General features: G+C 61.4%; 18 protein-coding genes. 6 read left to right on the top strand and 12 right to left on the bottom strand.

All coding sequences use genetic code 11. From position 1 onward, the window contains the following. Positions 1 to 133 precede the first annotated feature (133 nt). Positions 134 to 1036, top strand: coding sequence for a LysR family transcriptional regulator (locus tag U5G49_RS04865; protein ID WP_018446283.1), 903 nt, complete (start codon positions 134 to 136; stop codon positions 1034 to 1036). Between the two features lie 115 nt (positions 1037 to 1151). Here the strand turns inward: U5G49_RS04865 and U5G49_RS04860 are convergent, their stop codons facing one another. After that, positions 1152 to 2039 carry a branched-chain amino acid aminotransferase gene (locus U5G49_RS04860; RefSeq protein ID WP_193444786.1) on the bottom strand — a complete coding sequence of 296 codons (888 nt, stop codon included), beginning with the start codon at positions 2037 to 2039 and terminating at the stop codon, positions 1152 to 1154. Positions 2040 to 2286: 247 nt separating this feature from the next. On the opposite strand from U5G49_RS04860, the gene U5G49_RS04855 reads away from it, so the two are divergent. Beyond that, complete coding sequence (locus tag U5G49_RS04855) at positions 2287 to 3330, top strand: zinc-dependent alcohol dehydrogenase family protein (RefSeq protein ID WP_193444787.1); 1044 nt, start codon at positions 2287 to 2289, stop codon at positions 3328 to 3330. Between the two features lie 66 nt (positions 3331 to 3396). Here U5G49_RS04855 and U5G49_RS04850 read toward each other — a convergent pair whose 3' ends face one another. Next, positions 3397 to 4215, bottom strand: coding sequence for a sugar phosphate isomerase/epimerase family protein (locus U5G49_RS04850; protein WP_193444788.1), 819 nt, complete (start codon positions 4213 to 4215; stop codon positions 3397 to 3399). A 445-nt stretch (positions 4216 to 4660) separates the two neighbouring features. Between U5G49_RS04850 and U5G49_RS04845 the strand changes: the two genes are divergently transcribed. Next, on the top strand, positions 4661 to 5128 hold the full coding sequence (locus U5G49_RS04845) for a cupin domain-containing protein (RefSeq protein WP_193444789.1): 468 nt from the start codon (positions 4661 to 4663) through the stop codon (positions 5126 to 5128). An 18-nt stretch (positions 5129 to 5146) separates the two neighbouring features. Here the strand turns inward: U5G49_RS04845 and U5G49_RS04840 are convergent, their stop codons facing one another. The 5 genes from U5G49_RS04840 to U5G49_RS04820 all read right to left on the bottom strand — a co-directional run bounded on the left by U5G49_RS04840 (position 5147) and on the right by U5G49_RS04820 (position 12353). Next, on the bottom strand, positions 5147 to 5785 hold the full coding sequence (locus U5G49_RS04840; RefSeq protein WP_193444790.1) for a TetR family transcriptional regulator: 639 nt from the start codon (positions 5783 to 5785) through the stop codon (positions 5147 to 5149). A 66-nt stretch (positions 5786 to 5851) separates the two neighbouring features. After that, the gene (locus U5G49_RS04835; protein WP_193444791.1) at positions 5852 to 7141 is read right to left on the bottom strand and encodes an alpha/beta hydrolase; all 1290 of its coding nucleotides are present in this window, start codon (positions 7139 to 7141) and stop codon (positions 5852 to 5854) included. Position 7142: 1 nt separating this feature from the next. Beyond that, on the bottom strand, positions 7143 to 10193 hold the full coding sequence (locus U5G49_RS04830) for an efflux RND transporter permease subunit (protein ID WP_193444792.1): 3051 nt from the start codon (positions 10191 to 10193) through the stop codon (positions 7143 to 7145). Then, positions 10190 to 11287: an efflux RND transporter periplasmic adaptor subunit gene (locus tag U5G49_RS04825; protein ID WP_193444793.1), complete on the bottom strand. Its 1098-nt coding sequence runs from the start codon at positions 11285 to 11287 to the stop codon at positions 10190 to 10192. The genes U5G49_RS04830 and U5G49_RS04825 overlap by 4 nt, the downstream gene beginning before the upstream one ends. A 1-nt stretch (position 11288) precedes the next feature. Then, positions 11289 to 12353, bottom strand: a complete 1065-nt coding sequence (locus U5G49_RS04820) for an efflux RND transporter periplasmic adaptor subunit (protein WP_193444794.1) — start codon at positions 12351 to 12353, stop codon at positions 11289 to 11291. A gap of 121 nt (positions 12354 to 12474) precedes the next feature. On the opposite strand from U5G49_RS04820, the gene U5G49_RS04815 reads away from it, so the two are divergent. Then, positions 12475 to 13158 carry a TetR/AcrR family transcriptional regulator gene (locus U5G49_RS04815; RefSeq protein ID WP_246289034.1) on the top strand — a complete coding sequence of 228 codons (684 nt, stop codon included), beginning with the start codon at positions 12475 to 12477 and terminating at the stop codon, positions 13156 to 13158. A 111-nt stretch (positions 13159 to 13269) separates the two neighbouring features. Here the strand turns inward: U5G49_RS04815 and U5G49_RS04810 are convergent, their stop codons facing one another. The 5 genes from U5G49_RS04810 to U5G49_RS04790 all read right to left on the bottom strand — a co-directional run bounded on the left by U5G49_RS04810 (position 13270) and on the right by U5G49_RS04790 (position 18192). After that, positions 13270 to 14004 carry a hypothetical protein gene (locus U5G49_RS04810; RefSeq protein ID WP_246289037.1) on the bottom strand — a complete coding sequence of 245 codons (735 nt, stop codon included), beginning with the start codon at positions 14002 to 14004 and terminating at the stop codon, positions 13270 to 13272. A gap of 380 nt (positions 14005 to 14384) precedes the next feature. Continuing rightward, positions 14385 to 15281, bottom strand: coding sequence for a DUF2092 domain-containing protein (locus U5G49_RS04805; RefSeq protein WP_193444795.1), 897 nt, complete (start codon positions 15279 to 15281; stop codon positions 14385 to 14387). A 136-nt stretch (positions 15282 to 15417) separates the two neighbouring features. Next, a complete protein-coding gene (locus tag U5G49_RS04800) occupies positions 15418 to 16200 on the bottom strand; it encodes a 3-hydroxybutyrate dehydrogenase (RefSeq protein ID WP_193444796.1) in 783 nt (260 codons plus the stop codon). Positions 16201 to 16226: 26 nt separating this feature from the next. Next, the gene (locus U5G49_RS04795; RefSeq protein WP_028733823.1) at positions 16227 to 16985 is read right to left on the bottom strand and encodes an acetoacetate decarboxylase; all 759 of its coding nucleotides are present in this window, start codon (positions 16983 to 16985) and stop codon (positions 16227 to 16229) included. A gap of 28 nt (positions 16986 to 17013) precedes the next feature. After that, positions 17014 to 18192, bottom strand: a complete 1179-nt coding sequence (locus U5G49_RS04790; protein ID WP_112906313.1) for a patatin-like phospholipase family protein — start codon at positions 18190 to 18192, stop codon at positions 17014 to 17016. Between the two features lie 183 nt (positions 18193 to 18375). Between U5G49_RS04790 and U5G49_RS04785 the strand changes: the two genes are divergently transcribed. Together U5G49_RS04785 and U5G49_RS04780 are read left to right on the top strand one after the other, a co-directional pair. Then, positions 18376 to 19062, top strand: a complete 687-nt coding sequence (locus U5G49_RS04785; RefSeq protein WP_193444797.1) for a TetR/AcrR family transcriptional regulator — start codon at positions 18376 to 18378, stop codon at positions 19060 to 19062. 127 nt (positions 19063 to 19189) lie between these two features. Next, the gene (locus U5G49_RS04780) at positions 19190 to 19639 is read left to right on the top strand and encodes a hypothetical protein (protein WP_018484320.1); all 450 of its coding nucleotides are present in this window, start codon (positions 19190 to 19192) and stop codon (positions 19637 to 19639) included. The last annotated feature ends 10 nt before the right edge of the window (positions 19640 to 19649 follow it).

Genomic DNA, 19649 nt, shown 5'->3' with positions numbered 1-19649 from the left:
TTCTCCTTCACCGTTGGCCTCCTCCGTGAGAGGCCATGTTCGATGCGCAGGAAAATGCACCCTGACATTTATTTTGATAATCTGCTTAAATCGGGAAGGATCATCAACTCTCAGCGGATAATCCGAGGGCAATATGGATCGGCTGACAAGCCTCACAGTCTTTGGCCGGGTGGTGGAATGCGGTGGTTTTTCCGCCGCCGCGCGCCGGCTCAACATGTCCGTCACCATGGTCGGCAACCACGTGCAATCGCTGGAGGACCGGCTCGGCGTGCGGCTGCTCAACCGCACGACGCGCAAGGTCAGCCTGACCGAAACCGGCAAATATTACTATGAGCGCTCTTTGCAGATCCTGGCCGAGCTGGAAGAGGCGGACCGGACGGCGGGGGCGCTGAGTTCGACGCCGCGCGGCACGTTGAAGGTCTATACCAGCAGCGCCATCGTGCGTTTCCTCTCGCCTGTCGTCAGCGAATTTATGGAGCTCTATCCCTCGATCTCACTCGATTTCAGCGTCGGCGAGCGGATGGTCGACATGATCGAGGATGGCTACGATCTGGTGATGCGCACCGTACTGCCGCCGGATTCGTCGCTTGTCGCGCGCAAGCTGACGCCCTGGCGCCATATGCTCGTCTGCTCGCCGGCCTATTTCGAGAGCCGTCCGATGCCGAAGACGCCGGCCGAGGTCGCCGATCACAATTGCCTGCAATATGCCTATTACCCCTATGGCGACGAATGGCGCTTCGAGGATGGCGAGGGCAAAAAGGAGAGCGTCAAGATCAGCGGCAATGTCGTCTCCAACAGTGCCGAGATGCTGCGCTTCCTGACGCTGACCGGGCGGGGCATCTTCCTGGCGCCGAGTTTCGTGGTGTTCGACGACATCGCCGAAGGGCGGCTGGTGAAGATCATGCCGGACTACCGGCCGATCGAGTTCAACATCAACGCCGTCTATCCCAACCGCAGCCATTTGCCGACCAAGGTGCGGCTGTTCATCGATCTCTTGGCGGAGAGATTTGCGGAGCATCGGAAGTGGATGACGTGAGGGGCAGACTGGCTGCTGCTTCGCGGGACCGCGCCGGCCCTGCGCTTGCGCTTCGGGCGTTCGCCACTGCAATCGATTCACTGGATCGATTGCTCCCGCTTCGCGGGATCGTGGCTCACTCCTCGCTTTCGCTGCGGCCGTAGGCCCAGTCCATGTAAAGTTCCAGCGCCTTGCGGGTGACCGGGCCTTCCTGGAAATCGCGGTCGTCGAGGCGGGTGACGCTGACGACTTTGGAATAGTTGCCGGTGGTGAAGATCTCGTCGGCTGCAAGGAAATCCTCGACGGAGAGCGTTGCTTCGTGCACGTCGAAACCGGCGTGGCGCAGCAGGCCGATGACGCGGGCGCGAGTGATGCCGGCGAGGAAGGTGCGGTTGGCGGCGGGCGTCATCACCACGCCGTCCCTGACCATGAAGATGTTCGAGGAAGCGGTCTCGACGACATTGCCGTTCAAGTCGCGCACCAACGCATTGTCGAAACCGCGGCTGCGCGCTTCGGCGATCATGCGGCCGCTGTTTGGATAGAGCGAGCCGGTTTTCGCCTCGGTCATCGCGGTTTCCGGCGAGGGGCGGCGATAGGGCGAGACGGTGAGGCTGGTGCCGCCATGGCCGCCCATCGGCGCCTCGAACAGGCAGAGCGCGAAGCGGGTCGATTCCCCGTCGACGGCGACGACGCTGCCGGGCGAACCGTGTTCGCCCCAATACATCGGCTTGATATAGATTGCCGTCGCACCGTCGAATTTCGCAACGCCTTCCCAGGCGAGTGTGGCAATCTCCTCGGCTGATTTTACCGGCTTCAGGCCCATGGCGAGCGCCGAGCGGTTGATGCGCTGGCAGTGCAGGTCGAGATCCGGCGCGATGCCGTCGAACCAGCGGGCGCCGTCGAAGACCGTCGAGCCCAGCCACATAGCGTGCGAAGTCGGCCCGATCAGCGGCGGATTGCCGGGGAGCCATTCTCCATCGACATGAGTCCAGGTGGTTGAACGGGGTGTTGTATCGACGGCCATGATGGTTTCCTCCTGAAGCCGGAGAAGGAAAAACCGCCGCGGCAAGCCGGGTCAAGGACAAATCCCGAGCGGAAACGCGGAAGCAAGAAAATGCCGGGGAATGGCGGCAGGCCGCAATATTCGTGCGCAGCACGGCGGCTTCATCGATGGGTGCATCAGCAAAAATGATGGAATGGAATGTTGGAATGGCTAACTGCTGCATGTCATCATGCGCGCAATCGCGGATAGACAGCAAGGGAAGACGCCGATGAAAGCCATGTTCTACGAAGCCTTCGAACAGGCCCCCGAAATCCGCACCCTGCCCGATCCGACGCCAACCGAGGACGGCGTCCTCATAGCGGTCGGGGCCAGCGGGCTCTGCCGTAGCGACTGGCACGGCTGGATGGGCCACGACCCGGATATCCGCCTGCCGCATGTGCCGGGACACGAGCTTGCCGGGCGGATCGTCGCCACCGGCCGCGGCGTGATGCGCTTCAAGGTCGGCGACCGGGTGACCGTGCCCTTCGTTTCCGGCTGCGGCCATTGCAGCGAATGCCATTCCGGCAACCAGCAGGTCTGCCCGAACCAGTTCCAGCCGGGCTTCACCCATTGGGGGTCGTTCGCCGAATATGTGGCGATCGATTATGCCGACACCAATCTGGTGCACCTGCCCGACACGATCGACGATGCGACGGCGGCAAGCCTCGGCTGCCGCTTCGCCACTTCGTTTCGCGCCGTTGCCGACCAGGCGCGCACCGGGCCCGGCGAATGGATCGCCGTGCATGGCTGCGGCGGCGTCGGCCTGTCGGCGATCATGATCGCCACCGCACTCGGGGCGAATGCGATCGGCATCGACATTTCCGAGGAGAAGCTTGCCTTTGCGCGGGATTGCGGGGCGGTGGCGACGGTCAATGTGTCAGGCGTCGCCGACGTAGCGGAAGCGGTGCGCGAAATCACCAAGGGCGGCGCGCATGTCTCGATCGATGCGCTCGGCCATCCTGTCACCTGCTTCAACTCGATCAAGAATCTGCGTCGGCGTGGACGGCATGTACAGGTGGGGCTGATGCTCGGTGAACACGCAACGCCGCAGATTCCAATGGCGCAGGTGATCGGCCACGAGCTGGAAATCTACGGCAGCCACGGCATGCAGGCCTGGCGTTACGACGCCATGCTGTCGATGCTTTCGGCCGGCAAGATCGCGCCGCAGAAGCTGATCGGACGGCGGGTCAGCCTCGAGGAGGCCGTGCCGGCGCTGATGGCGCTCGACAAAGCTGAGGCCACGGGGATCAGCGTGATTACCCGGTTTTCATGAGGGAATTCCACCCTCCCCGCCCGTGGCCAGCACGGGAATGAGGGAGGGCGGGACGAGCAACAGACCCTACTGAGCTACGCCGATCGAGGCGAGAAAAGCTGATGAAGCCGGGATCTTCGACTTATCCTTGATCTCGATGATGAGGCGCGGATTGCTTTCGAGCTTGGCAAGGGCCCTAAAGACGGCGTGCCAGTGGATCGAGCCCTCACCGAGGCTCCAATGGCGATCGGCATATCCGTCTGCATCCTGCAGATGGACATGCTGCAGGCGATTGCCGGCGGCCTTGACGTAATAATCGACCGGCGGAGCACCGGTATAGCCATGGGCATAATGGGCATGGCCGGTATCGATCGAGACGGCGACGGCGGGCGAGTTAAAGCTCTCGGCAAGCGCCACGCGAATATGCGGATCCTTGTCCTCGATGTTCTCGATGACCATGGTGCAGCCGATATCCTCGGCGCGCCTGACGGCGTCGCGCAGGGTCATGTGCGTACGCTCGACCAAGGCCTCGCGGGCGCCGGCATTGTCGTCGAGATTGTTGTAGGACCAGGACGTATAGGGGCTGTGGATGACCATTTGGGTCGCGCCGATGGCGGCGCAGACATCGAGCCCCTGCAGCAGACGCCGGGTGACAATGGCGCGGATATCGGGATCTTCCGAGGCGATGGTGAAGCCCCAGAACGGGCCGTGAATGCCGAGGCGGCCGTCATGACCGTCGAGAAGCCTTCTGGCGCGGGCGGCGCGCGGCGCCCAGTCGCCGTTCAGAATCTCGGCATCGACGAAGCTCTGCAATTCGAGATCGCGGGACTTTTCGAACAGCCAGTCACGGTGAAGTTCGACTTCATCGAGCGTCATGGCGGCGCCGACGACGGGAAGAGTAGACATGGATGCGCTCCATCAATGTGAATTGATCAATGTGAATGCCGGGACGGCGTGGAATGACTGCCCCCAAAGAACGGCTAAGAACGGCCGCCGCGTTCTATGCGCTCCTTCTGTGTCGGCGGTATTACAGGCGCCGAGCCTTTCGAACTCTCCGGCCTCAGTCATTTCCGCATAGCTGATGCGGCATTGGCGGCCCTTGCGGAAACGCCCCGAAGTACCGATATCGGCCCCGACAGTCTCGCGACGCAGTGGCGCGCGAGCGGCGCTGAACCCCTGGCAACGGAGCCGTTTGTTCATCGCTTCGACCGATGTAGCGCGTTTCTTTGAAAGCGTTCGGCGATGTTACCCCCAACAACAGGGCGGGTTGTCAAAGGCGTCGCAAAGTCTAACGGCTGCGCCCGCAAGAAAAAGCCCATAAGAAGAAGCCCTGTAAGAAAAAGAAAGAGACATGATGTCCAACTCATTTGTGAAAATGCCTGCGAGCGACGAGGCAAAGCGGTTTTTCGTCCTCGGCGACCGGGTCGAGCGGCGGCTTAGAATCAGCGGAGCTTGGCTCAATATCTTCGACGTCACCGTGCCATCAGGCAGCCGGACGCCGAAACATGCGCATCCGAGCCCGGAAGTGTTCCGCATCATCGAGGGACGCCTGACGATCTGGCGCCTGAGCGACAGCGGCCCCGAAGAGATCGAAGCCAGCGCCGGCGACATCGTCACCATCCCACCCTTCATGGTGCACGGCTATTCCAACCGAGGAACCGTTCCCGTGGTCTTTTCCGCGGTCGTCGATCGAGACATGGCCGAGTTTATCGAAGCGGAAGGCACGACCGAGCCACCGAAGGCCAGCCCTTCGGCCGAAACCATCGCCCGCATGACGACAGCCGCCAACGCCTACGGGATCACCATCCTCGCGGCCTAGCGGCCGCATCTGGGGGCGTCATTCCGCGGCCATGCTCTCCACGCCTGGGGAACTTGGCCGGAGAGCTGCAACTGCAAAGGAAGCGAGTTCATGAGCTGATAGCTCACAGTGGCTCCAAGGCAGGGCGCCAATAATTCTGGGGTCCCATAAGGAGATGATTGAGGCGCAAAAGCAGGATGCGGCCGCGTCAACATTCCTCGGAACGAACTCTTCAGTCGCGATGCCGGCGCAAACGAGCTCCCTCACATGCGCCTCAAGTCGTTTCAGATGGTCTCTGAATGATGGCCAATTGCCCTCTGCGGCGAGAACAACGAGGTCGAACATCTGGCCGTCGCCGTGACGTGCCTGCAGCATCAGGCGGTGTTGTCCGAGCGCGGTTTCTTTCAGGCGGCTCGCCGCACTGGTGAGCTCGCCGTCGGCAGACGGAGTGAACCGGAGGTCAGTTTCGAAAAAATTCCCGGCGATGGCATCCCAAATCGCCGCCTTGGAGGGGAAGATTTTGTACACACTCGCCGGCGACTTCCCCAGCAGTCGCGCGATATCGACGACGTTTGTTTTCGTGGGCCCGTACAGCCGGCACGCTGCCGTGCCGGCTTCGACGATCGAGGAGATGTAATCAGCTCGCGGCTGGTTTTTTACAGTCGTGCCAACTTCCATTTTCCAATCCTATCTAGTCAGCATGCTGGACGGGTCTCAGACCGCTCTGATCGAGGCGGCTGACGATCAGTACGCAATCTGACCATCCACCATCTTTCCCCCATTCGAGGAGAGTTCCCGCTTCAGGATTTCTCGCGCCTCCGGGCTGATCACCGCGACTGGAGCCGCAACCGCTACGCGCGCTGCCGTGCCGGCGAAATTGGCCGCTGTCATCCCGATCTCATCGGCAACGCTTGCCTTTCCGCCCTCGAGACTCTGCCCTGCCAGCCGCCTCCCGAGCAGGCGCACGATCTCAGGACTGTCGGCGAAGGCATTGTGGCCGAGCGGATCGTTCGTCGCGATGGCGCTGGTGTCGATAACGGAAACGCCGAGTTGGTCGAGAAGAGGCGCATAGGGCCTGAGATCGGACCCGCCGACGCGGCTGACGCCACCCGATAGCCAGCTCGACATCTCCAGTGCTTTGTCACGTGTCGATGTCAGGATCACAAAGTGCGGCCGCTTCGGCCCCATCTCGGTGAACTGGCGACGGAACACGTCGATGTCGATGTCCGGCGATGCGAGAACGACGTTCTTCACCTTCGTCGGGATTGATTTCTCGCGCATGGCGACGCCGCGCAGCGCCTCGGCCGCAAGCCAGCCGCCCATGGAATGGGCGAGGATCGTCACATCGGAGACATCGGGACTTTTCACAGCCTGCAGGATCAGATCCTCCAGAGCGCGACGCGAATAGTTGGCGCTCTCCTTGTCGTAGAGGTAGTCGAAGACACGGCCCCTTGATGGCCAGGTGAAGAGGATCGGTGCGGCGTCAGTTCCCGAGTCATGGACGATCTGCGCGAAGCGGAAGACAGCATCGGCGTAGGTGTTGTTGAAGCCATGCACGAAAATGATGACCTGATGCTTGGTGTTTCGATTCTTCCGGTACCAGTCGAACGCCTGGCCCTCGGATTGCACCTTGGCAACCTGCGTGACCGCAAACTGCTTTTGCGGGTTGGGCGGCATGCGGGACGGCCACTGCACCTCTCCGATCTTGCGATTCCGATCGGGCGGGATGGATACGTCGACGCTGTTAAGGGAAATCGCCGTCCCGCGGTCGCCGGAAAAGAGTTTGCCGGGATCCTCCGAAGGCTTGCGTGTCGTGGCGACGAGCATGGTGACCCGGCTCGTGCCGGCCGGGGCCACGGCGAGAGGCTGCAGGACATCCTGCACCCGGTTGGCGCAACCCGATGTAACGAGTGACAGGGCCACAAAGACCAGGACAGCTCGACCCACGCGGGCAGCGGTCGCCTTGCCGAATCCAAACCCAAAGCTGGTGAGACCCTGGGCGATGCGCCCAGGGAGTGAGAGGGATGTGGTCATCTCAGTGCTGCTCGGCTTCGCGAGGAATCCGGAACCAGGCGACGTAAAGCGCCGGCAGGAAGAGAAGCGTCAGCGCCGTTCCGACGACGATCCCACCCATCATCGCGTAAGCCATCGGACCCCAGAAAATCTCATGCGAGATCGGGATCAGGGCCAGAGTCGCGGCCGCGGCAGTGAGCATGATCGGCCGCATGCGGTGTTCGGTCGCCTCCACCACCGCCTTCCATGCCGACATTCCCTCTGCACGCAGTTCCTCGATCTGCACAATCAGGATCACGGAGTTGCGGATGAGGATTCCGACCAGCGCGAGCACACCCAGGAGTGCGACGAACCCAAGCGGCGAGTTGCTGGCGAGCAGTGCCACGACGACGCCGATGAGAGCCAGCGGCGCCACCGAGAAGACCAGGAACAGCCTGTGGAAGCTCTGAAGCTGGATCATCAGCAGCGTCGCCATGATGACGAACATAGCCGGCGCCACCTTCGCGATCGGACCTTGCGACTTGGCGCTTTCCTCGACCGCGCCGCCGATCTTGACCGAATACCCGGCCGGCATCGTCTTTTCGAAAGCCGAAACCTTGTCGGAGAGTGCCTTCACCACCGTCGCCGGCTGCGTCGCATCGCCGATCCCGGCCTTGATCGTGATGGTCGGAATTCTGTCGCGGCGCCAGATTGTCGGCTGTTCGAGCTCGTAGTGGAAGGTTGCGACCGATGACAGCGGGACAGATTGACCGCTGCTGCTCTGCAGTTGCAGGTCAAGCAGGGTGTCGATCGAGCCGCGCTCCTTTGCCGCGGCACGGCCGATGACATCGACCAGATAGATGTCGTCCCGGACCTGCGTTACGGCATTTCCTTGTACGACAGTGTTGAGCGCCATTGCGATGTCCTGGGACGAGACGCCGAGCTGTCTGGCCTTGTCCTGCAACACGTCTATCTTCACGACACGGGCCGGCTCGTTCCAGTCGAAGGCAATGTTCCTGAGGGAAGGATAAGTGCCGACAATCGAGCCCAGCTTCTGTGCCAGGTCGCGCACCGTCTGCAGATTTTCGCCGGACACACGGTACTGGATCGGCTTGCCAACCGGAGGCCCGATGTCCAGAAGCTTCACGTAAGCGTCCGTTCCCGGAAACGTCTTCTGAAGGTAGGTTTCCATCTGCTGCTTCAGCTTGTCCCTGACGTCCAGTCCCTTGGTGACAATGACCGTCTGGCCGAAAGAAACGTCAGCCGGCTGCACGTCGAAGGAAAGAACGAAGCGCGGCGCACCCCTGCCAACGTATGTCGACCAATGCTCGATGCCAGGGTTGTCAGTCAGCATCTCATGCTCGAACTGGGCCATCTGGCGGCTCGTTTCAGCGATCGAGCTGTTCTGCGGCAGGTTCCAGTCGACGATCAGTTCCGGACGGTCAGAGCTCGGGAAGAATTGCTGTTGCACCATCGACAGGCCAACGATTGATCCAGCGAAGAGAAGGACTGTTGCGATGATCGTCATCCAGCGCCAGTGTAGGCAGAATTGCAGCACGTTCGAAAACGCCTTCGCAAACCGACCCTTGTGCTCAGCGTGCTTCTTCATTGTCTTTGGTAAAATGGTCACCCCGATCAGGGGCGTGAACACGACCGCGACCACCCATGAAACGACGAGCGAAACCGCAATGACGACAAAGAGCGTGAAGGTGAACTCGCCGGCGTTGCTCTTGTTGAAAGCGACGGGGATGAAGCCCGCGACCGTAACCAGAGTGCCGGTCAACATGGGAAACGCAGTCGATGTGTAGACGTAGGTGGCGGCCTTCGTGAGACTGTCGCCCGCTTCCAGCCGTGCAACCATCATCTCGACGGCGATCATGGCGTCGTCGACGAGGAGGCCGAGCGCGATGATCAGCGCTCCAAGCGAGATGCGCTGCAGCGATATGCCGGTGTAGAACATGACCATGAACGTGATGGCGAGAACGAGCGGGATCGCGATTGCCACCACCAGGCCGGCCCTCATCCCCAGACTGATGAAGCTGATCGCGAGCACGATCGCGACTGCCTCGAACAGAGCTTTCGTAAAGCCGCCGACTGCCTCCTCAACCACCTTCGGTTGGTCGGATACCTGTTCGACGGAGACGCCGACCGGAAGCTCCTGGGTGATTTTGTTCATCGTCTTGTCAAGCGCTTCGCCGAAGGCAAGCACATTGCCGCCCGTCTTCATGCCGATCGCGAGCCCGAGGGCAGGCTTTCCGTTGAAGCGGAACAGCGACGTCGGCGGGTCGACATAGCCGCGGGTGATGGTGGCGACGTCCGTCAGCGGGAAGAAGCGGTCGTTTACTCGAAGATTGATCCCACGCAAGGTGTCCTCGGAGATGAACCGCCCGCCGACCCGCAAAGCGACCCGCTCCGGTCCGGTTTCGACAAATCCGGACTGGGTTACGGCGTTCTGCGCCTGGAGCGTGGCAATGATGGCGGAGCGGTCGATGCCGAGAGCGGCGATCTTGCGGGTGGAGAACTCGAGGTAGATCACCTCGTCCTGCGCACCGACGATGTCGACCTTGCCGACGTCGGGGATGTTGAGGATCTGCGTTCGGGCACCCTCTGCGAAATCGCGCAGTTCTCTCTGACTGAGGCCGTCCGCCGTGAAGGCAAAGATATTGCCATAGACGTCGCCGAACTGGTCATCGAAGAAGGGGCCGACCACGCCTTGGGGGAATTCGTGCTTGATATCGTCAATCAAGTTGCGGACGCGCGACCAGGTGGGCTTTACGTCCCGTGCGTTCGTATCCGGCAGCAAATCGACGAAGACGATCGTTTGACCGGCAGTCGTAATGCTGCGGGTATGTTCCAGTTTGTCGAGTTCCTGGAGCTTCTTTTCGATGCGGTCGGTAACCTGCTGCGTCACCTCCTGGGCAGAGGCACCTGGCCACTGGGCCTGGATCACCATCGTCTTGATCGTGAAGGACGGATCCTCCTCGCGGCCGAGCCCGAGATAGGCAAAGGCGCCCGCCGCCGCGAACATGATCATGAAGTACCAGACGAGAGAACGATGCTCGAGCGCCCAGTCAGAAAGGTTGAATTTGTTCACGGGCGTGGCTCCTGTCCGAGTTGCACTTTCTGTCCATCGGTGAGTTCATCGACTCCGGCGATGACGATCTCTTCCCCTTCCCGCAGGCCCGCTTGAACCAGGACGGAACGGGGGGCGGACGCCGGACCTTCCAGTTCAACCGCTCTCGCAGCGACAGTGGCTGTCGAGCGATCTACCACCCATACCTGGCTGGTACCGCCTTCATGGCGAATGGCAGAGAGCGGCAGCGTGATCGCCTGCTTCCCTTCTCCGACAAGCGGCGTCGCAGTGACCACGGCGCCAAGGCGGAAGATGTCCTGCGCCTGATCGATCCCGATTTTCAGCCGATAGGTGCGGGTATTGGGATCGGCCTGCGGTGCGATCTCGCGGACCACGCCAGTCGCCTGGATCCTGCCGTCGAGCTGGAGGGCGACGTTGAAGCGGTCGCCCAGGCGAATGCGACTGAACTGCGCTTCCGGCACGTCGACGACCACGTCGCGCTGCTCGAGGCGTGCCAGTTTCAAGACCGGTTGGCCGGCCGAAACGGTCTGGCCCATTTCTGCGGACGTGGCGGTCACGACGCCATCGAACTCGGCTTTCAGCTCGGCGTAGCCTAGCTGCTCGCGCGCCTTCGCAAGGCTCGCCGTCGCTTTCGCAGCATTGGCAATAGCCGATTTGAGCTGCTGGTCGGCAAGATCGTGATCGGCAACGCTCGCCGCATTGCTTTGGACGAGCCTTCGCTTGCGCGTTTCCGTCGTCGCTGCGTTCTCCAACTGCGCCTGAGCGTTGCGGAGTTCGGCCTCCGCGCTCGTGACCGCGAGCTGCAGAGTGAGCGGATCGATTTCCGCCAGGACATCGCCCTTGTGCACAAGGTCACCGACATCGACCTTGCGAGACACCATTCGCCCCAGCGTCCGAAACGCCAGGTCGGTCTCGATGCGGGCTCGCACCACGCCGGGCAAACTTACGATTTTGTCCTGTTCGGCCGCGGCCATGACGACTTTGACAGGACGGGGGACCGTCTCCTCCCCTGCGACGGAGCTCTGATCGCAACCTGCAAGCAGCGACACTGACAGAAGAAGCGGGAGAGAGGTACATATGCGATTGAGGGTCATCTCACTTGCCTTCCCAGGCGACAGCCTGGCCTTCCTTGAGGAACTTTCCGCCTTCGGTGACGATCAAGTCTTGTGCGGCGACGCCGCCGGTGACGACGAAATCGCTTTGGCGATATCGGTCGACCGAGATCTTACGGAGCGAAACGGATTGGTTTTGAGTGTTGACGAGCCACACGGCAGGTTCGCCCCCGGCTGATGCGATCGCGGTATAGGGCAGCACGATTCCGTCGCGCGGCGAGGCGCGCAGCTTGCCCACGACAGGCGTTCCGAGCGGCCATGGCGCGCCGTCCTGCAGTCCCACCTTGATCCGGATCGTGCCTGCCTTCGCGTCTATGACGGGAGAGACCTCGCGAATGCTGGCGTGGACGTCGCTCGCAAGGTCGGAGACCGGTGCGACCTCGACGTCGTTCAGCGGCCGGCCATCCAGAAAGAACGCCTCGAAGACGTCGAACACTGCGTCTCGTGGCCCGTCATGGGCGAGCGTGAAGGCCGACTGAGCTGCTGACACCACCTGCCCGGCTTCGATGCTGCGCGCCGTGATGATGCCGTCTGCGGCGGCCTTCAGCTCGGTGTAGGTCAGAGCGTCCTCTGCCGTCGCGAGCGCGGCCTCGGCGGCCTCGACGGAAGCCTGTGCGCTCAGCAGCTCCTTCTGGGCATCATCAAAGACCGCCCTCGGAACGGCCTGCGACTGCAGGAGTGACTTCGCCCGGTCGAAGGCGAGCGTCTTCTGCGCAACGACGGCCTGCGCCGACGCCAGCGCGGCACGGGCGACGCTGACGTCCGCCTGCTGTTCCGTGTCGTTGAGCCGGGCGAGGACGTCGCCGGCGCGGACATGCGACCCGACGTCGACCCTTCTCTCAAGAACCCGGCCACTGACGCGAAAGGAGAGTTCGGTCTGGACCCTCGCCTTCACCTCGCCGGTGATTTCCGCACCCGGCTGATACTGAGCCTCGGCTGCCGCGACGACGCGGACCTGCTGCGGCGGCGGCGCAACTTCAGCTTTCTCTTCGCAGGCAGCCAGGACTGCGCAGGCGAGACCAATTCCCAGCAATCGAAAGGACTGCATTTTTTGCTCCTAACAGGCCATCGCCCAATGTTGACAACGCCCACTTAATAGCTAAAGTAGACGCTGTCAACATCTCCGTCAGAAAATGTTGACACACGCAACATGGGCATAGGTGAAGCAGATGCGGTTAGCCGCCGGACAGCCGAACAATTCCAATTGGATGATCGACCGAGTTATTAAAAAGACATCGCGGGCGGAACGGAAGGCGCGGCGTCCCCATGAAATACTGGAGGCCGCGTTCGAGGAGTTTGCGGCAAAAGGTTATGCGGCAACCCGAGTTGAAGATGTCGCAACCCGACTGCGGATAACAAAGGGAACGGTCTACCTCTATTTCCCGACCAAGGATGTTCTTTTCCAGGAGATGTTTCGTCACGCGTCGACGTCATCCGCAGACCTGTCGACCGCCATCGGCAGCCTTCGGGGATCCTGCGCCGATAGGATCCGCGACCTGCTGCTTATCGCTTATGAAAATACGGCCAACGACCGAAAGACGAGAGAACTCCTGCGCTTGTCCGTCGCCGAAGGAACTCGTCTTCCCGAAATGGTCGATTGCCGTCATGAGCTATTCATCGCACCGACGCTTGCAGCCCTCACGGCCTTGGTCGAGGAAGGCGTGAAATCGGGAGAGTTGAGACATGATACGGCCACCGATACGCCTGACGTGCTCGCGAGTTCGATTTTTCAGATTGCCGTCTGGCATCTCATGCTTGCCGATCGAAAGCCGATCGACGGCAGGGCGCTTATGGAGGCGCACATTAACCTCGTTATGAACGGGCTTCTGCGGCGTTCGAAACGAATGGCCTGATTTGGCGAGGTGCGTCAGAGCGGACGGAGCTGTGCAGTATTCGATGCTGGCAAAGGCCGGATACGTCGTGCGACGTATCCGGCCTTTGCCTCTTCCCATGCTGAGCTGAATCTAATTGCCGCTAGGAACGCGATTGTCATCCGACGGCGGGACTTCGCCCGTGACCGTGATGTTTCCCTGGATCTTATAGACGATCCGTAGATTGGCGGCCGCAGCCTGAAGCCAACCGACCGCATCTTCCGATGACCATGCCGTGCCCTCCGGTGGCAGGCTCTCAAACAGGCCGGCAATCAGCGGATTGACAGACTGGGACCTGCCATTGCCGCCGCTCTGGTTCGACCCACCCTCTCCGCTGCCAACGGGCCGGTCGGAGCGGCTCTGATCGGAAGAGCTCGCATATTCCCCGCCAGATGAGCCTGAAGACCTGGCGTGAGACGAACCTGAAGAGCCCGCCTGGGACGAACCCGACGACGACGCGTCGGCAGAACCCGAAGAGGTGCGGTGGGACGAACCCGAGGACGCTGTGCCAGAGGAACCTGTTGTGGATCCAGACTGGTATCCGTCGGAAGAATATGTCGTTCCGCCGGTGCTGGAGGCGGCTGCCGCACCGGTGACGACGCCTGCCGCATACCCGCCCAGAACATAGGCTCCGCGGCGATAGTATCCACGACCATAATCCCCACCGCCATACTCTCCGTCACCGTAGTCGCCGACGCCGTGGTCTCCACGACCATAGTATCCACGGCCAAAGTATCCGTTGCCGTTGCCGGAGACTTTGACATCGCCGGAATTGTTGACGGTGACATTGCCCGAGTCCTTTGCGGCGATGTTGCCGCCGGAGTTCATGAAGGTGCGGTTCCCGTTGATGTTACCGCCCGAGTTCAGCGTGTTGCGGATATTTCCAGACGCGTTACTCCCCCCGCGGCCAGGCCCTTCCGCCAATCGCCCCCTTGCGCCGCCGACACCTGGCATACGAGTACGTGGGTTCGCCGGAGGGCGGTTCTGAGCGCTCACCGGCGGCCGACGGTGGCTCGCCATTGGTGGACGCGGAGTGCGGCCTATCTGCGGACGTGGGCCCCCGCTTGGCCCGCCCGACGGGAGATGCGGTGGCCCTCCAGACGGCAGGGACGGCGGGCCGCCGGGGGGCGGCGCAAACTGACCGAAGGCAACGTCCGATGTGATGGCCGTTAAAGCGAGAAAAGCAAGGCAGGTGCGCTTGAGATGGTTCACCACTTCCTCCCCTCGGTTCCCGACGCGACGGCTGGTGTCGGGTCGATCTTTTTCACATCAGCAGGAGGTTCAAAGGTGAATTCGGAGTCGGACAGAGGGGGCTCGGTCGTCCAACTGGTGAATTCGGCAACAAAGCTTGGTTGGCCCTGCAGCAACGGGTAGGTGACGACCAAGCGATGCGGCGTCGCCGCGTCATTCTTCTCGAGCCACAATTCCACATCGATGCCGGACTTCTGTGAGAAAAGCAGATGCCGGCACTCGACCCCGTCGATGGTAGCCATGCCCACCTGCTCGGCCGCCATGGCATCGCCCAGCAGCACTTCGTCCGGAGAGCCCGCAAAAAGGACGCCGAGCGGAAAATCGAGGTCCAGCTTGTCTGCGATCTCGTCGAGCGCGGACGATATGTCGCCCGACGCGGGGATCGTCATGTATTTCTTTCTGTCGGGAAAGAAGACCGAGCCCGCCTTGCCGTCGTAGAAGAGATCGTGTCTGCCGTCATCGCCGATAAACTCGACGGCGATCCGATCGGGCCGGCGGGCGGCGATTTTGATCGTATGGAAGATGTGAAGCGGTTGTCCGAATTCGTCCAGATAGACGCTGATCGTTCTTGCCGTGACCGACAGGTCCCTGGCGTGCAGCGTCTTTCCCATCTGCGAAACGGCGGTCGCGGCCTCGTCGCTGATCGCTGGCTTGAACGGAGGTGTCGGTTCATCCGCGCGGGCTGTCGGCAGTGTGGCGAATCCCACAAGAATGCCGAACGCGGCAGTCTGCCCGACATTCCCCAGTATCGCAGTCACTCCACGCACGCTTACGCCGTCGACAGAGCGGTTCGTTGCCACCGAAGGTCGCCGGGCCTTCGCGAGGGCCCGCCGCAAACCATTACAGACTTCCATGTTCATTTCCTTTGATATTAATCCAGATAGCGCGAGCCTACTGCGGCTCGTCGCGAGGTAGAGTTGGTCAGGGGTGTTGGAGCGTTTCTGTCGCACGGCGCCGCAAAGGGTGTCGTCCGTCTGTCCGCAATCGATCCTACTGCATGAACCAGCCGTGGCTCACGACCAGCGACTGACCCGTCACGGCATTGGACTTGGCCGCCGCGAAATAGAGAACAGCGTCGGCCACATCATCGGTGCTGGTAAACTCGCCGTCGACCGTATCCTTGAGCATCACCGCCTTGACCACCTGCTCCTCGCTGATGCCGAGCTCGCGTGCCTGCTCGGGGATCTGTTTGTCGACGAGCGGCGTGCGCACGAAGCCGGGACAGACCACGTTGGCCGTGACGTTGTGCTCGGCTCCCTCCTTTGCCAGTACCTTGGCCAGTCCGATCAGTCCGTGCTTGGCCGTGACATAGGGCCCCTTCAGCTTCGAGGCTTCCTTGGAGTGCACGGACCCCATGTAGATCACCCGGCCATAATCGGCGGCATACATGTGTTTGAGGCAGGCGCGAGTGGTCAGAAAGGCGCCGTCGAGATGGATCGAAAGCAGCTTTCTCCAGTCGGCAAAGGGAAAGTCGACCAGCGGCTTGACGATCTGGATGCCAGCATTGCTGACCAGCACGTCGATCTTGCCGAACCTGGCGATCACCTCGACAACGGCCTTTTCCACCTGCTCTTCGTCGGCGACGTTCATCGCCACCGCGAATGCATCGCCGCCCTTGCTTTTGACCTCGGCGGCCGTTGCGTTCGCGGCGTCAAGATTGAGGTCGGCGATCACGGGAATGCCGCCTTCGGCTGCGAAGCGAAGCGCGATCTCCTTGCCGATGCCGCTCGCGGCTCCGGTGACAATCGCCACTCTTCCATCAAATCGAGACATGGATAGTTCCTTTCAGTTGCGGGAGATCAGTCGTTTTGGAGGTAGTCGAACACGACCTCGCCGAGGCCGAGCGTCAGGTCGGCGATGTAATGGCTGGCCGACGTGACCTCCCGCACGGGCAGCCGCGCGACATCGCACATCGCGTGTTCGAACAATTGCAGGGCTGCCGGGCCGGCCCATGCGCCCTTCAGGGTCACATCCTCGAGATAGTAGCGCACGAGTTCGCAAATCCGGGGCGAACCGTCTACGTGCGGGATGATCTTCAACATGAAGGCGGGCTTCGCCATTGCCTTGGCCAGCGGCTCCAGCGGGAATTCGCGATGCTTGTAGCCCATGGTCGCCCTGACGCAGAGAACCGAGCCATAGTGCAGCGTTCCGACGAGCGTCTCCTGCTCGTGCGACAGTTTCGGCGTTGCCAGCTTCTTCGGAAAGCCCCAGATCTCACGGCCGCCGGCGATCGGAGAGCTGTCGTCAAGGTACATGGCATGCACGTAGCTGCCTTCCTGCACCTTGCCCGATGGCGTCGTGAAGCGCACCGGAATGACCTGCCCGGTTTCCGTATAGTCCCCGAAGCCGGTCGAATCCGGCATGCGGATGAATTCATAGGCGACGGTGTCGCCGATCACTTCCAGCGGCTCCGGCACGACGGCGCGCAGGGCCTCCGGATCGGTCCGGTAGTTGATGACGACAAATTCGCGGTTGTAGAACTTGTAGGGTGGCCTCGGATAGGCCGGATTGTTGAGCGGCATCGCGAAGGCATTTTCGCGGACTGCGGCGATCTTCATGGTCGTGCTCTTCTCTTTGGGTGAAATCTCAATCGAAGTCGAAAATGGCGACGCCGTCCGGCGTGCCGGGCCGCTGCAGCACCTCGGGGTGGCGCAATGTTTGAAGGGCGTCGTTGTAGCCGGAGGCCCAGTGCTCCTCCATCGTCAGCCGGGAGAACTCGTAATCCTTGGAGCTCGCTTCGTATTTCTTGGCGCGATATATGAGTTGGACGATGTTGTAGACCTTCTCGTCGGCCTGATCGACGAGCAGCTTGATCTCCGGATCGGCTTGCAGCAGAGCGTCCTGCGGGACGAGTTCGACCAGATGGCCGAGTGCGCGGCGCAGCCGCTGCTGCGTCTTGAAATGGTCGGTCGCCGCGCGCGTGCGGCTCGAGAAGCGGATATCCTTCTGCCGCAGTTCGATTCCGAGAAGGTCACGCGGGAACTCGCCACTCGCGCTCCAGAGATCGACTTGAAAGGCCAGGGTGTCCTGGCGCGGCGCGTTATCGAGGACCCATTGCAGCGGCGTGTTCGATATGAGGCCGCCGTCCCAGTAACACTCGCCGTCGATCCTCGTCGCCGGGAAGCCAGGCGGCAGGGAGCCGCTCGCCATGATATGTTCGGGGCGGATATCGTGGGTCGTGGTATCGAAATACTCGAAGTTGCCGGTGCGTACGTTGACGGCGCCGACGCTGAAACGCATGGCCCCTGTATTGATGCGGTCGAAGTCCACCAGCCGTTCCAGCGTCGCCTTCAGCGGTGCGACGTCGTAGAAGCTTTCCGCCTCGATGCTGCCGGCGGATGAAAAGAAAGGTGGCACCGGACGGGGCCTGAAGAAGCCCGCGGCGCCGTCCATAAGGGTGGCGAAGGCATGTGCCTGATTGAGCAGGCCACGCGCGAAATCACCCTGGAGCCCCATCGCCCCTAGCATTGCCGAAAACAGAGTGGGAAACCCGTGAGCCGGGGCGGTTACCGTCTCCCAGAAGCTCCTGAGCGCCTCCACTCGTCTTTCAGGCGGATTGCCGGCGATCAGAGCGCTGTTGATGGCACCGATGGAGATGCCGGCGACCCAGTCAGGATGCAGACCGGCTTCGGCCAGTGCTTGATAGACGCCGGCCTGATATGAGCCGAGCGCCCCCCCGCCTTGCAACAACAGCGCGATACGCTCGAATGGCGGACGCTCCGCTATGCGGTGCCTCTTGTTTATGACGGGATGTTGAGCGGCCATCAATGTACCTTTTTTGTTGTAGCGTCCGTAGGCGCCGATCGCGTGCTCGTATAGCGCCGAAATAGTAGGCGGAACGGGCACGCCACATGTTGACAACGCCCACTTAAAGATGAGAGTAGACAATGTCAACATCGTACAGTCAAAAATGTTGACACGAGCAACTTAAAAACCTAATGGACGAATATGACCAAAGATATTTCCACCATAGAGCAGCGCCCGTATCATCATGGCGACCTGCACAGGGCGATCGTAGAGGCTGCACTCGATGTCCTCAGCGAATCCCAGAGCACGGAATTTTCGCTTCGGGAGCTCGCCCGACGAGCGGGCGTCAGTCACAACGCCCCCTACAAACACTTCGCCGACAAGCGCGAATTGCTGGCCGCCGTCTCGGCAGTCGGATTTGAGCTCCTTGCGAAGCGGATGGCTGATGCGACGAAGGAACTCGACAGTCCGCGCGAGCGGCTGGCAGCTATAGCGCGCGCTTACGTTTGCGGCGGCGTCAACAATCCCGCGCTCTACAGATTGATGTTCGGCGGCTACCTTGGTGGCCAGGACAATGGGCGCCCTGCGATCGAGAGAACTGCGGCCTACAGCATGAAAGCCGTTGTGGTAGAGGCGGTATGCGACGGCGCTCTTGGCCGCCTCATTCCCAACACCGCGGCAAACACGCGTACGATCGATGGTGCCATTTTAATATTCTGGTCGCAAATGCATGGACTGACATTGCTGCTGGTAGACAGCCTCGTCGGCCCCAGCGGCCAGATGGAGGAGCTGACCGAGAGCGTCTTGCAAGGCATGCTCGACGGATTGGCGAATTGTATCCCGGAAATACCAGCCGGCGTATGGGTGGGGCCTCCGCCTGCGGAGTAGAACCTCCCTAGCCTCGCGCTGGCAACCTCTGAATTTTTGACCAGCACGCCTGGGCAATGGGGCGGTCGGCGATCCGCCCTGTCATCTACGTGTCGCGCGCGCCGGCTCGTTCCGAGAGGAGAATTTCATGGACGCATACATTTCTGCTCTGATGGGGCTCGCCGGCATCGCGATTGGCAGCCTGACCTCGTTTGCCACCACCTGGATGACGCATCGATCACAGGTGAAGGAAAAACAACGCGAGGCCGAGGCTGCCAAGCGCGAAAAGCTGTTTTCGGATTTCATCGCCGAAGCCACGCGGCTCTACGGTGACGCAATAAGCCACCAGAAAGACGACGTTTCCGACCTCGTGCTGCTTTATGCACTGGTCGCCCAGATGCGTCTGATCTCATCCCGTCCGGTCGTGGATGCAGCCGAGCTGGCAATGGCAAGGATCGTCGAGACCTATTTGACGCCCAATCGCTCACTCTCTGAAATCCGGGATCTTGCCCGTTCCGGCGCGATGAACTTTCTCCTCGATTTTGGTGAGGCTTGCCGGGCAGAATTGGCGACAGGACGCCTGTCTACCAGACGGTAGGATTTTACGG

Origin of the sequence: Rhizobium indigoferae (assembly GCF_034554815.1) — a bacterium.
In the GTDB taxonomy this organism is placed as follows: Bacteria; Pseudomonadota; Alphaproteobacteria; order Rhizobiales; family Rhizobiaceae; genus Rhizobium; species Rhizobium leguminosarum.
This window is presented reverse-complemented; position numbering and strand designations above follow the sequence as displayed.

Excerpts from the sequence above, each read along its gene's own strand:
- U5G49_RS04865 (WP_018446283.1), top strand. The coding sequence starts at position 134 with ATGGATCGGCTGACAAGCCTCACAGTCTTTGGCCGGGTGGTGGAATGC.
- U5G49_RS04860 (WP_193444786.1), bottom strand. The coding sequence starts at position 2,039 with ATGGCCGTCGATACAACACCCCGTTCAACCACCTGGACTCATGTCGAT.
- U5G49_RS04855 (WP_193444787.1), top strand. The coding sequence starts at position 2,287 with ATGAAAGCCATGTTCTACGAAGCCTTCGAACAGGCCCCCGAAATCCGC.
- U5G49_RS04850 (WP_193444788.1), bottom strand. The coding sequence starts at position 4,215 with ATGTCTACTCTTCCCGTCGTCGGCGCCGCCATGACGCTCGATGAAGTC.
- U5G49_RS04845 (WP_193444789.1), top strand. The coding sequence starts at position 4,661 with ATGATGTCCAACTCATTTGTGAAAATGCCTGCGAGCGACGAGGCAAAG.
- U5G49_RS04840 (WP_193444790.1), bottom strand. The coding sequence starts at position 5,785 with ATGGAAGTTGGCACGACTGTAAAAAACCAGCCGCGAGCTGATTACATC.
- U5G49_RS04835 (WP_193444791.1), bottom strand. The coding sequence starts at position 7,141 with ATGACCACATCCCTCTCACTCCCTGGGCGCATCGCCCAGGGTCTCACC.
- U5G49_RS04825 (WP_193444793.1), bottom strand. The coding sequence starts at position 11,287 with ATGACCCTCAATCGCATATGTACCTCTCTCCCGCTTCTTCTGTCAGTG.
- U5G49_RS04820 (WP_193444794.1), bottom strand. The coding sequence starts at position 12,353 with ATGCAGTCCTTTCGATTGCTGGGAATTGGTCTCGCCTGCGCAGTCCTG.
- U5G49_RS04815 (WP_246289034.1), top strand. The coding sequence starts at position 12,475 with ATGCGGTTAGCCGCCGGACAGCCGAACAATTCCAATTGGATGATCGAC.
- U5G49_RS04810 (WP_246289037.1), bottom strand. The coding sequence starts at position 14,004 with ATGAACTCCGGCGGCAACATCGCCGCAAAGGACTCGGGCAATGTCACC.
- U5G49_RS04805 (WP_193444795.1), bottom strand. The coding sequence starts at position 15,281 with ATGGAAGTCTGTAATGGTTTGCGGCGGGCCCTCGCGAAGGCCCGGCGA.
- U5G49_RS04800 (WP_193444796.1), bottom strand. The coding sequence starts at position 16,200 with ATGTCTCGATTTGATGGAAGAGTGGCGATTGTCACCGGAGCCGCGAGC.
- U5G49_RS04795 (WP_028733823.1), bottom strand. The coding sequence starts at position 16,985 with ATGAAGATCGCCGCAGTCCGCGAAAATGCCTTCGCGATGCCGCTCAAC.
- U5G49_RS04790 (WP_112906313.1), bottom strand. The coding sequence starts at position 18,192 with ATGGCCGCTCAACATCCCGTCATAAACAAGAGGCACCGCATAGCGGAG.
- U5G49_RS04785 (WP_193444797.1), top strand. The coding sequence starts at position 18,376 with ATGACCAAAGATATTTCCACCATAGAGCAGCGCCCGTATCATCATGGC.
- U5G49_RS04780 (WP_018484320.1), top strand. The coding sequence starts at position 19,190 with ATGGACGCATACATTTCTGCTCTGATGGGGCTCGCCGGCATCGCGATT.